Origin of the sequence: Anaerococcus sp. Marseille-P3625 (assembly GCF_900232825.1) — a bacterium.
Classification (GTDB): domain Bacteria; phylum Bacillota; class Clostridia; order Tissierellales; family Peptoniphilaceae; genus Anaerococcus.
The window spans coordinates 132,730-146,583 of record NZ_OCTP01000010.1 but is presented as its reverse complement, the minus strand read 5'-3'; the positions used below and the strand labels follow the sequence as shown (position 1 = coordinate 146,583).

The 13,854-nt window shown below is 28.3% G+C and carries 7 protein-coding genes; all 7 read right to left on the bottom strand.

From position 1 onward, the window contains the following. Genes CS884_RS01940 through CS884_RS01910 form a run of 7 tightly spaced genes read right to left on the bottom strand, consistent with a single transcriptional unit; the run spans position 1 to position 13,843 of the window. A complete protein-coding gene (locus tag CS884_RS01940) occupies positions 1 to 1,050 on the bottom strand; it encodes a Gfo/Idh/MocA family oxidoreductase (RefSeq protein WP_099320408.1) in 1,050 nt (349 codons plus the stop codon). A gap of 1 nt (position 1,051) precedes the next feature. Next, positions 1,052 to 2,125, bottom strand: a complete 1,074-nt coding sequence (locus tag CS884_RS01935) for an NAD-dependent epimerase/dehydratase family protein (protein WP_099320407.1) — start codon at positions 2,123 to 2,125, stop codon at positions 1,052 to 1,054. Continuing rightward, the gene (locus tag CS884_RS01930) at positions 2,122 to 3,498 is read right to left on the bottom strand and encodes a phosphopantetheine-binding protein (protein WP_099320406.1); all 1,377 of its coding nucleotides are present in this window, start codon (positions 3,496 to 3,498) and stop codon (positions 2,122 to 2,124) included. The genes CS884_RS01935 and CS884_RS01930 overlap by 4 nt, the downstream gene beginning before the upstream one ends. Before the next feature lie 24 nt (positions 3,499 to 3,522). Continuing rightward, positions 3,523 to 4,980 carry a condensation domain-containing protein gene (locus tag CS884_RS01925; protein WP_004838458.1) on the bottom strand — a complete coding sequence of 486 codons (1,458 nt, stop codon included), beginning with the start codon at positions 4,978 to 4,980 and terminating at the stop codon, positions 3,523 to 3,525. Further along, positions 4,977 to 6,041 carry a Gfo/Idh/MocA family oxidoreductase gene (locus CS884_RS01920; RefSeq protein WP_099320405.1) on the bottom strand — a complete coding sequence of 355 codons (1,065 nt, stop codon included), beginning with the start codon at positions 6,039 to 6,041 and terminating at the stop codon, positions 4,977 to 4,979. Before CS884_RS01920 ends, CS884_RS01925 begins: the two co-directional genes overlap by 4 nt. A gap of 22 nt (positions 6,042 to 6,063) precedes the next feature. After that, entirely contained in the window at positions 6,064 to 12,237 is a 6,174-nt protein-coding gene (locus CS884_RS01915) for a non-ribosomal peptide synthetase (RefSeq protein ID WP_099320404.1), read from the bottom strand. Positions 12,238 to 12,253: 16 nt separating this feature from the next. Further along, complete coding sequence (locus CS884_RS01910; RefSeq protein WP_099320403.1) at positions 12,254 to 13,843, bottom strand: AMP-binding protein; 1,590 nt, start codon at positions 13,841 to 13,843, stop codon at positions 12,254 to 12,256. Positions 13,844 to 13,854 lie beyond the last annotated feature (11 nt).

The window sequence follows — 13,854 nt, the reverse complement described above, 5'->3', positions numbered from 1 at the left end:
TTATTCATCAAGAATTTTTATATCACTCAGCAAAAGCAGCTTCTCTTTACTAGTCTCCATAAACTTTGCATATCCCGCTTTTTTCTGCAAAATTTCCCATTTTTTAGATGTTGATAGTTCCCTGTTTACTCGACGAATATCAAGTTTGCCTGAATTCATATATTTCTTCATTTTAATCAATTCTGCTGTTATTGAATCAATCCAGTATGTTTGAAAAAATTTTGAAGTACTCGTTTCTTTTAAAGAATTCAAAACCTTGTAGATTGACTCTTTACCTATATTTAAATCGTCTTTAGCTCCTTTTAAATATGTTCTTGGACGCCAAGCAACATCTCCATAAGCATCATTTAGCGATAATACTCCATCTTCATAATAAAGTTTAAAACTATACATTAATTGCATATTGTAATCAGGTGTTTTGGGATTTAATTGATTATTGAATTCTATTAAAATAGGTAATTTCCCTATATTTCCATATAATATATCAAATGGGCCTAATCCCTTTATTATATTATTATCCAACTCTAAATCACCTAAAATACCAGAAATAGCTAATAAATCCAAAGCTACATATGATAATTGTGTAGAAAAAGAAACACTTATATATTCTAACTTAGAATATATATTTAATTTTTTTGCATACACTGCAAAGCTCTGCATATTTGATAAATTTGAATATAGATTTGCAGTCATGTAAATAAGGTTTTTCTCTCTTGCTAGCTTATAACATTTATATAAATGTTCTTGATAAACAGGTTGCTCTTGAATTACGTTTATTCCTTTATTTAGTAAATCTATGCACAATTCTGTTCCATCCCCACCTGTTCCCTCACTTCTAACAATAACGCAAGCTAAATCTATATCTGATGGCAATTCTTCAACATTAAAATACAGTGGTATATTATATTTCTTTGAAAATGTCTTTGACCTTTCACTACCTCTTCCGATAATACCAACAATTTGAAAATCTGATTCGGCTCTCTTTAATGCTTTTAAATAAAATTCCCCAAAATTCGTGCCACAAACTATGGCTTTCAATCTTTTTTTCATTTTATATTTCTCCTTCAAAGATATTATTCAATTTCAAATTTGTTCCTTTCATCAATTTGTAATAAAATGTTGTATCCATTTCCATCATCTTATCAAGTAAACTATTTAATAAAGGAAACTCACTCATATCTTTGATTTCAGTTTTATTACCATGTTCTAGAGCTAAAATGGAAACAGCTGCTACTGTTAGAGCCGTTAATCTAGTTGGTGAAATGCTTTTTAAAATCATATTAGCATCTATAGTATTTTTATTTTTTATTCCTGTTGCCTCTAAGATAAATCCTCCAAAATCTTTTTTTTCAATATTATCCAAATTGGATAAATCCACTAATTTTTGTGCCATTACATTTATATTTTCAATGTTATCGGAACGAATATTCTTTAAAAAATTGCAAACATATCCGTTCTTTATGCACATATAAAATATGGCATTTTCCACACCTATTTGCCTACAAACTTTAATAGTTCTTTTATCAATATACGGAAATGGCACCCATCTTTCGCTGCTTATTGGCAATGTTATTGTTTTATTTTCTGCCAAATATGGTTCTATCTTCCCTGAATTTAAGATTGATCTTGCATAAAACCCATCTTCACTTAAATATCTCAAGTATTCTTTGGCTGCATTATAAGTAAATTCTCCATTAGAGGCGTAATACATTTGAAAACTAAGGGTTTTATCAAAAACTCTAGAAATAATAACTGGCAATGCTTCTATTAATCCTGGCGATGAACCAACTCCATGATATATTGTTCCTCCTTCAAAAACAGATTTCTCATAGAAATTATAATAACTTAAGTCAATGAGAATACATTTGTTTTTATTAACTGTATCTATTAAATTAAATATTGATGAATCTGAATACCCTGAACAGTTTATAATACAGTCACATCCATCAACAAACTCAATACAAGTATTTATATCATCCAAATCTATAAACGCAAAAGTATTCTTACTCTTATAAACTTTTTCTTTTTTTCTATATCCCAACTTTATATCTTTGATGCCATAATCATTCAAAATTTTAGTACATTCTGAACCAATATCTCCAGTAGCTCCAATTATTCCTATCATATTTCACCTTCTACTACCTCCATACCTAACTGTTTTGAATTTATCAAATTTAACATTTTTTCAAATTCAGGATTTGAAAAAATTTCATTTAATTTTAGGTTGCATTTTAATCTTCTTTCTATCTCAACTAGAAGCTTTGTTGCAGATAAGCTATTTCCTCCAAGCTTAAAATAATTAGAATTTCTATCTACATCATCTATATCCAAATTTTGCATCCATATTATTTTTAAGATTTCTTCTAAATTTTCATTATGATTTTTTAATTGTTCTTTTATTGTTGCTTTATCAGAGACATCCACATCAAAAGAGTCCAATGACAGCAAAACAATCTTCTTATCGAAATCTAACCCAATTTCATTTTCTAAGTTATTTATCAACTCAAGATGATCTGTATAGTTTTCTGATTCGAGATAATAAGCAATATTATTTTCTATCGAAAACATAGTATTTTTTAAAAAATATTTTTTGGCTATTTCCTTAATGTAATCAACTTTATAAAAAAACTGCGTACGTTTTTCAGTTTCTACATTAAGATTTTTTTCTTGAAAAAATATGGCTGTAAGTATAGATATTGGATCCATTTTACCAAAATCAATTACATGAATTTTTCCGTTTCTTTTTAACATTAGTTTTGAGGTTTTGAAAAAAGATTCAACATCTTCAATTTGATGTAAAAAATTAACAGAAATAATGTGATCAAATCTACTTAAGTAATTATCTTTTAAAAATTTCTTATCATTGCAATCATTTAATAAAATTACATTGTTTAAATATTTAATTCTGCTGACTAAGTTATCTTTTATTGTGCAATCTACATCATTAACAATGCCTATTGTTAACCTTTTAATATCTTTACTTTCATTATTGATGTTTTTAATTAATTTATCTAATAAACTCTCAGTAAACTCACTTCTAATGCCTAGTTTTGCTGGGGATATTTCATTATCTAAAAGCAAAAGCTCTTTTTTATTATTATTCTCAAGTATATCTACAAATAAATTCTTTTTTAGTTGTAGTTTTCTATATAAAGAATCCTCTGCGATTTTTACTTCATTCATCTCATCTGCTTTAAAATCTTTCACATATTTCAACCAGTATTTAATTATATTTTCATTCTTGTTGTCTATTTTTATTTTTTTAACATTAATTTCAGTTAATAAATCTAATAAAAATTTTTGGACAAAATACTTTCTCTTTTTTACTTCATTGTCTGTATTAATATTATCAATATAATTTATCTTAAATTCCGATTTATCTTCCTCTAATTCTGGTTCAACCAGGAGCGTTTTAACATTTTCTTGTGAGATTATTGTTTTATATTTACCACTATAAATTCTTTTTTGATACTCAATATTAAACTTTTTTCTTTTCATATTATTCCCTCCATAGTTGATTTATCAAAAATTAGAGCATATTTCATTTGAAACATCAATATACTTACCTACCATCCAAATAATATCCTCTTCATATAATAATTCATCTATATAATCAAAAGTAATCACAATACTATCATCAATCATTCTTATATGATGATCTAGATAAACTTGAGGTGTTTGACTTAATGAACATATTTCATGGAATCCATTTTTACAATTGTTATAACTCTCTCCAATCATGCAAGTAACTACTATTGGAAACAATTTATTTATTCCATTCTCTTGCCTAGCTTTATTTATAACATTAATCCCATCAAAACATCTATATTCTAATAACTTAAATATTTGTTTTTGGGTTTTTTTGATGGACTCTAATATAGATTTATATTCATCTTTATAGCTAATTAATCCTATATTTGTAAATTCTCCCAACAATTCATCTGCATTTTTAACTACTGGTAATTTCCCAAATAATGTTGTTGTTATTGTTAATTCGTCAGTCTCAATTAAGTCAGACAATACTTTCATATAAATAGTGATTAATATAGCAGACAACGTTACACCTCTTAGTTTTGAATAATGTATTAAATTGTCAGTTTGTTCTTTACTAAAACGATATTCTTTTCTTTTAAAATTGTATTCTTCTAAGTCATTAATCGGCATTTTTGTTCTTAAATTCGGTGCTTTTGGTAGTGTTTTTATCATTTTATTCCAATATTTTTCAGCCTCATCTAAAAGTCTCTTATTAAACGCAAGTTCCTTATATATTCTTAAATTCATTACATAATCTTTATAAGATACATCGGAAAAACTTATTTTTTCTCCTTCGTATAACGCAAAAAGCTTATATATCATATTACCTGCACTCCACGCATCTAATATAGAACAATCAAAACTTATGTGGAGTACATCATTTTTATTCCCGCCATTAATTTTCTTTCCAACTACGAATTTAAACATAGGCCATGTTTCGATATTATACTTCATATGCGATAAAATCTTTCGCATTTTATACCTATCCTCTTTAGAATTATATTGATATTTAAAAACTTTATATTCAGGAACTTTTTCCAGTATAATCCCTCTACCATCCGATAATAAAATCAATCTTAAAATATCATTTTTTCTAATCATCAAATTAATGTTTTTTTCAAGATTAGCAATATTTAAATTTTGCTTTTCAAATTCAATATAATAATGAGCATTAACTTTATTTAAAAATTCCCCATCTACTTGTCCAGCCATATATGCCAACTGAAGTGAACTCAATTCCAAAGTGTTTTCTTGTGCTTTTGATAAATATCTGAGTAAATCCTCTTTGTTAACTTTAATTTCGTTGATTACCTCTTCATTGTATAATTCTTTTTTGATTCTATATTTTAATTTTTTATCTTCCACAAACAAAAACATTCCCTGTTTTCTCAGCTCATTTACATAATCAAATAATTCTAAGTCTGTACTATCATTTTTTAGTTTCATTTTTTCATCCCTAAATTTTTTAAAGCTTGTAAATGGTTAAGATGTTCTTCACCAAATTTAACATTTTTAGGAAACCCTATTTCTTTCATTATTTCTCCCCATTTTTTCGAAACTATTATTTCCTTTTGCGTTCTTGTAATATTATTTTTTCTTTGTTTAACATTTTCAATAAATTTTTCAATTTCTTTCCTTATGGCATTCGGAAAAACATCATAAAGTATAGTTTCATATGTCAAGTTACTGTAATTTGCCAAGCTAAATTTTATTGGCTTATTTAAATAATTAACATCAATTTGTTTTGAATCTAACACAATATTATCAGATATATTCATTCTATCCCTCCATATTACAGATCCAAAGGTATCTTCAAGATCTAATCTTCCACTTTTATAAAAAAAAGTAATTTTATGAAGAAGATGCATATGGTTATTCCCATCCACATCAGAAACCTCATTATGAATTTGTAAGTTTACATCCAATTGCCCATTTGACAAAACAACACGATTAAAAGGGTATCTTTTCTCTGTTAACGTTGGAATTATATTAAAACTTCTAAGAAGAGGTAATGCTTCGTTCAGAATACCTATCAAAGAATAAAGAAGTTGCGAAGATGTCATGATATCTACATGTTCAAGAATATCTTTTTTATTTAAATATTTTGCAGCTTCAATAAATTTTTCAATAGTTTCCAATGAATTATATAAATTCCCTACTATATAATATGAGTTGAATTCATGAGCCAACTTTAAGCAGTTCTCTATCTCTCTATAATGAATTGGATGTTCCTGTATCACATGAATTCCTTTTTTTAAGAGACTCTCTGACAATTCAGTTCCCTTACCTCCCAATACAGAAGATTTAATTATAACAAATGCAATATCTATATTTCCTGGAATAGAATCTACATCAACATATAGTGGAACATTATGTTCTTCTGCACACCTCTTAGAACGACTACTTCCAAAAGCTAATATACCTACCAATTCAATATTATTTATTTTTTTTATCGCATTTATATAGGATTGACCAAAAGTTGTTCCACAAACTATCGCTTTCATCATAATGTTCCTCTCTCCAAATACATCATTTCAAAAAATCCATCAACTTTATTACCAAATTTTCAATATATGGAGTTTCCATAAATTCTCCTAATTCTAAATGAAAACCATATCGTTCCATTAATGTATTAGATAGTTGTATCATATTTAAAGAATTCCCTCCTAGTTTAAAGAAGTTATCTTCTTTTTTTATTTCTTCAATTTTTAAAATTTCTTTCCAAATTTCTGATATAGAATAAAGTAGCTCAGTGTTCAGTTTATCTTCTGTTTTCTTGTTTGATTTATGAATATCTTCATCAGGTTCATTATTTTGATAAACTGATAAGTCTTCTCTAATACATACATTATTTTCAGTATCTTTATTTTCCTTATAATTAATTTTAGTGGAAAACGTATTGGTATTATTTATTATAGTATCCAATAAGTTTACATAAGACTCAAACATCCTATCTAGCAACTGTGCCGTAAATATTTCATCAATGGAATCCCAAATTATTTTTAATTTGCCGTCCATTTCCATAACTTGATGATCAAGCCAAACTTGTGGTGTTTGAGAAATATTATATACAAGTTCTCCTAGCCAAGTATCTTTCCTGCCTTCAGACAAACCTAATCCACTTGTAAATACTATAGGCATTAAAGAATATCTATTGTTAGAGTATTTATTCCTTAATTCTCTTCCAAATTCTACAGCACTATATGAATTGTGTTTTGTATCTTCTAATAATTGTTTTTGCAACATTTTGGATTTTTCTAGCAATGAATCGCTAGTACAATTTTTTACTTCAAGAAATGTTAGGTTAGTAAAATCTCCTATGATTTTATTTATATCCGGATGAATTTGTTCCTTGTTAAACTGTGTAATATTTAATACAAATTCATCATTTAATGAATATTTCCTAATTATTTCAGAAAATAATGTTATTAATAAAATTGTCAATGTTATGTTATTTTCTCTTGCGATTCCTTTTAATTTATTCAATCCATAAGAATCAATAATTTTTTCTCTTCTATTAAAAGTTTGTTCTTCTATATCACTTTCTAACTTTGCTATTTCAAATTTAGGGGCTTCCAAAAATCCATTCAATCTATCCAGCCAATATTTTTTATCAACCTGATATTTAGATGTGTTTTTTACTTTTCTAATTTCTAAAACATAATCTCTAAATGAAACATCTGGTAATTCCTTATAAAAATTTTCATCATTATATCTTAATTTCAATTCATCTAGAATATAGAACATACTCCAACCGTCTAAAATAATATTATCTAAACTAATGTGGAGTCTGGATTTAATTTCATCTAAAATGCTAAGTTTGAAATTAAATATAGGCCATTTATCTATCTTTAATATTTCGTGAGACATAATATCTCTAGTCAATTTTAAAGCTTCCTCTTGTTCAACCTTATTAAGACATGATAAGTTATTAATATCTAACATAAATGGTGGAACTTTTTCCAATATCTGTTGTGTTCCATTGTTTAAAATTATCGCCCTTAACATAGAATGATACTTAATCATATCATTTATTATCTTTTGAAGTTTATTAGGCTCAATATTCAAACAATCTAATTCGAAGTAACAATGTGTTGCTACTGAACCTAAAGAATACATTTTGTTTCTTCCTATCCAATATGCAAATTGCACATCCGTTAATGGAAATGGCTCATTTATATTTTCAACATCAGGTATAATTTTTTGAAATGATAAATTTCTCTTTTTGTCAATTTTTTTAATATACTCTGAAAGTTCTCTCAAAACAGGATATTTGAAGATGTCTCCAATTGATATTTGTACACACAATTCTTTCTGTACTTCGGAAACAATTTTCGTCGCTGTAAGAGAATCTCCTCCTAATTGAAAATAATTAGAAGTCGATAATACATTCATATCATTTAAAATTTCTTTATAAATATTGACTAATTTCCTTGTAATTTCATCATACTTTTCTGTTTCATTTTTACCTTCAATACTTTTGCTATCATAACCAGAATCTTGATTATCATGTCCTTCTATCAATTTCCTTAATTCTTTTCTATCAATTTTACCATTTTTATTTAAAGGCATTTCTCCTACTATTACAAATTCAAATGGAATCATGTATTCAGGAAGCTTGTTCTTTAAAAATTTAATTAATTCATCTTGTTCAACATCTATTTTGTTATTTTTAAGAACATATATCATACTTCCCATTTTGTTAATTTCAGTCTCATTAGATAAATACTCAATTTTATATTTACAATTTTCACTTGCATTTTTAATGTTTTTAATATTTGGAATAATTTTTCCATTACGCTCTAACAAATCAAAATCAATAAAACCACGTTCTAATACAGATGCACTAATTTCTGGTAATAATAATTCATCATTTATTTCAGTTCCAATCACAACGCCCATAGGAGATAATATGGTTTTTATATTACGCAACATATCTGAAATATTATGAGAACGATGTAGTGAATTATATAATATGACAATATCAAAATTTTCCGTTTTAAAATTTTCCAAATACTTACTTGAAGAATTTATTTTTATAAACTCGAAACAAGTATATTTATTTTTTATGTCTTCAAACTCATTTGCAAAATATAGTGAATTGTCCGTATAAACATATTTTTCGATTTTATCTTCAAAGTTTGTAATTACCTCTTCTGTTAATTCGCTATTTCTTCCACCTATTTCTAAAATCTTAAGCTTTTTATTTTTGCCATCAAATACCATCTTTATAGTTTCAATAAGTTCATTTATATTTTCTCTATAATTTTTCAGTTTTCTCAAAAGTCTGGAAGGACTAAGTTTAGATTCAGAAGCATAAAACACATCAATAGCTTGTTTCTTACCCTGTATAATATCTACCACATTATTTTTGAAATTATCTAGGTTGACTGTTGTGTCTAATGCTATATCTATTTTTTTAAATAAGTAAATACCATCTTCTAAACTTATCATACTATGCTCTTGCAATAATAATAGCCATCTTTTTACGAGCAATTCGTATCCTATATCTATTTCTCCAAATTTCATTATTTCATCAAAAGAATACCTTTTTCCTTGACTAATACCCAAATCCATGAAAATAGAAAATATCAAACCTAAAACCATATTATTTTCACTATTTAGATACTCATCATAATCAATGTATTCAGATTTCAGTTTATTTATTTTTTCATTACTACTTAATCTAGTTAATGTATGATCCTTACTCTCATTACTTTCAATAAATGCGACCAATTGATTATTAGTGCCTATCTTAATAACATCAACAATAGCTTTATTAATTTTAGGATTTCCAATTAAAGCATCTTCAATTTCTCCAAGTTCTATTCGATGACCTTTAACTTTTACCTGATTATCAAGCCTTCCTAAAAATTCAATAGTTCCATCATTCCATGTTCTTCCAGCATCTCCAGTTCTATACCATTTAACTCCATCCGATTCTACAAATTTCTTTTCTGTTAATTCCTTATCTCCCCTATATCCCTTTGCAACACCAACCCCACCAATTAACAATTCTCCTTTAACATAGTTAGGACATATTCTTCCTAAACCATCAACTACTCTATAGACTTGGTTCTTTAACGCTTTTCCATATGGAATAGAAATCCAATTTTTAGGTATTTCCTTTGGAATATTGATATAATTTGACCAAATGGAAGCCTCTGTTCCTCCTCCCATTCCAACTACAAGAGAATTTTTGCTTCTGTTATAAAATCTTTTAGGTAATGTTGTTGCAATCCAGTCTCCAGAAAGAAAAACTAATCTCAATGGAATAGAAACATCTTTACCCTCTGCCATAGTTACTAGCATATCAAAAAGAATTGGCACCGAATCCCACATTGTTACTTCATATTTTTCAATAAGTTTTAACCAAAGTTCCGGATCTTTGAAATTATTATCATCTAAAGTAATGATGGTTCCTCCAGCCGATAATATTCCAAAAATATCATAAACTGATAAATCAAAATCAATTGCTGATACCATTATTACGCTATCATTGGCATTTACTTCATATCTTTCATTTAAGTCATTGATTGTATTAACAGCACTATTGTGTGCAATTTCCACACCTTTAGGAATTCCCGTCGTTCCTGATGTCATAATTACATAGGCTGTATCAAACGGACTAATATTGACAGGTTTTTCAATTATACTTTGAATAGTTGATTGATCCATATCAACAAATGTGATATCTGTATCATCTAAATTAAAATCCCTTATTGTATTTTTATTGGATAAGACATGTTTTATTCCTATCTGTTCATATATTTTCCTTCTTCTTTCGTTGGGTTGATTAATACCGATAGGAACATATGCTGCGCCAGCAAATAAAATTCCTAAAATACCAACTATTTGACTATATCCCCTTGGCAATGTTATTCCCACGTAGTCATTCTTTTTTACTCCAAAAGAAATTAAATTTGTTGCAATAATTAACGCCTTTTTGTATAAATCTCCATAAGTTAATTCAATACCGGATTGTGCATCCACGATAGCAACTTTTTCCGGGTTTACTTTAATCCTATCAAGAAATTCTGTATAGAGAGTTTGTTTAGGGTAACTCAAAGGCAAAATACTTTTTAATTCTTTTTCTCTATCTTCAATCTGATTCAACGGAAGAATTTCAGGCAATCTATACCAATTTTCATTATCACTTAATGATTGTAATAAAGTGTATAAAGAGTCGAACATATCATCAATCATTCCATCTGGATATAATTCATCAACCACATCCCAGCATAATACAATCTCATCATCTACTAAATAAGTTTGAAAATCGAGCCAAACTTGTGGAGTTTGTGATACCATATAGTTTATTTTCCCGAATATTTTTCTTGTTTCCTGAGTCTCTAAAGGATAATCTATATTACAAGCAAACACCACAGGTGCAATATTGATAGTTTTTCCAACTTCTTTATAAACATCTCTTTGTACCTGCACTCCAGAGTATGAGCTGTGAGAGGCATTTTCTAAAAATGTGCCAGATATAGTTTTCACTCTATCTAAAAATTTTTCATTCTTTCTTTCACACTCAACTAATAGAAGATTAGTAAAATCTGCAACCATTCTTTTAACACTATTATCATTTACATCTCTATTGAATAATGGCACATTGATCACAAATTTTTCTTGATTTGTCCATCTTTCAATAATCATTGAATATGCTGATAACAGAACCATTGATGGGGTAACTTTATTTTTATATGCATTTTCTTTAATCTTAATCCAGTTTTCTTTGCTAATAATTTTCTTTCTTCTTGAAAAAACCACTTTTTCAATCATTTCTGGTTTTTTGTTAATGGGTAAGTTAGGTGCCTCTAAAGGAAAACTGGATTCAATTTTTTTCTTCCAGAATTCCTTATCTTTTTTGTATATTTCGTCATCTATTTTTCGTTCCTCCAGATAATTTTTAAAAGTATAATTGCTATCTATTGAAACTTTATCTTCTCCGCAGTACAGCTCTACAAGTCTACTCATTATAATGCCTATGCTCATTATATCTGCAACTAGAATATCAATATCTAAAAATATTCTATGTTTTTTATCCTTTAGTAACGCAATGCTAAGGCTAGCTACTTCTCCAACTTCTATATCAAATTTTCTATGAGACATTTCTTTTCTCATTTCCAATAGTTTTATGTCTGCATCTTCTTCAGATAGTGAAGTATAATTAAAAATTTTAACTTCTTTTGAGTATGGTTCTTCCATAATTTGCTGAGTACCATTACGGTTAAATTTTGCTCTAAGCATTGGATTTTCCATTTGTAAACAGTTCCAAGCAGCAGTTAATTTATCTGTTACAATCTCTTGTCCATCAATTTCTAAGTATGCGTGACACCCAACACCACCTAGAACCTGATCTTCTTCTCTCCCTACAAAATAAGCATACTGTACATCCGTTAAAGGGAACTCTTCCGAAATATTCTTTTCTCTTGATTCAGTCTTTTTATCAATATTTTTAATATTTGCTTTTTCAATAAGTCTAATCCAATCTTCAAGTGTAGGATTTTCCATTAGTTTTGCAAACGATAATTTTATCCCTAATTTTTTAAGCTCTGAAACTATTTGCATGATTTGGATAGAGCCTAAACCCTTTTCAATCAAATTGTCTTTTCCTGAAGGTTTAAATCCATCTAAGTTTGCTTGTAACACTTCATCAAGAAGTCGTACTGCCTGTTGTCTAGTTTGATATGTTTCCATATTGTAGCCTCCTTATCTATTTAATCATTTGTTGTTTTAATTTACTTTTATCTACCTTTCCAACGCTTGTTAATGGCCATTGATCAACATACTGTACTTCATCCGGTAACTTAAAAGAAGCAAGTCCTCTTTCTACCAAATAATTCCTTATATCTCTAAGTGTAAGAACGGTACTCCCCTTCAAAATAAATACACCTATTTTTTCTCCGAGAGTCTCATCGGGTATGCCAACAATTTGCACTTCTCTAATATTCTTATTTGTAAGCAAAATATTTTCCAACTCAGAAGGAACTATTTTTTCTCCAGCACGATTTATAATCTCCAACACACGACCAACAATTTTATAATTGTCTCCATATAACTTAGCGGCTCTATCTCCTGTTCTTAAAAAGCATTCTTCTGTAAACTGAGTATCATTTAGTTTTGATGAATCATAATATTCCAAAATAGTATATGGTCCCCTAACTATTAGCTCTCCAAAATCTCCATCAGGAACCTCTTTCCCGTTTTCATCAACAATACGAGCTTCGTCAAACTCACTTAACTTCTTCCCTTGAGTATGTAATCTGTCATAATCATCGTCCAAAACCCTAGAGCAAGTAATCAACGACTCACTCATGCCATACAATTGCAATAATTTACAATTAAATTCTTCCTGAATCTTTTTTGCTAAGTTAGAATCAAGAACAGATCCACCTATCTGTATATACTTCAAACTGCTGATATCAGCATCATCATTTTTAAGATATTCTATACACATATTAGCTAAAGTAGGTACCAATGCCATAATGCTAACTTCCTGTTCCTCAATCAAGGGTATTATTTCATCAGGACTGGATACTCTACAAGTAACCACCTTACCACCTTTTGACAATGTCCCAATCATTCCCGGACAACAAAGTGCAAATTTATGGCTCATAGGTAAAGCTGCCAAATACACTGTATCTTCATTCATATCTGTTGCATTTGCCAGTTCTTTTGCTAAATATATAAATTCACAATGCCTATTAGGTATTAGTTTCGGAAAGCCTGTTGTTCCTCCTGACAATAAAAATATAGCAGTTTCCTTATAATCTAATTCTTCAACAAATTTATTTTTTCTATTTTGTCTTAAAGCACATAATTTCTCATATTTCTCTGTTTCGCCAATCAAATAAACTTGTATATCTTCTTTCGTATCTTCTATAATATTAGACACCATATCTTCATATGAAAATCCTAAGTACCTGTTAATTCCAATATATGCTTTTGCATTTGTTTTATTTAAAATTCCCTTAACTTCTGAATATCTATGACCCATCAAGATAATTACAGGAATCACTCCTATACTCATCATTGCAAATAAAATTATAATGAATTCTTTACTATTAGGAAGTTGAAATAATACTTTATCTCCCTTACAGAATCCTTGATTTAAAAGTCCATTAGCATAACAATCCACTTCATCTTTAAGTTGTCTATATGTCAATTCTTCATTTTCATCTACAACTGCTACTCTATCGGCGTATGTATTTGACCACATTTTCAAATGTTCGCCAACAGTTAGATGCTCCCAAACATCTTTATCATAAAAGTTGATTAATTGTCTCTTAATCTCTAAATTCATAATATTTGCCC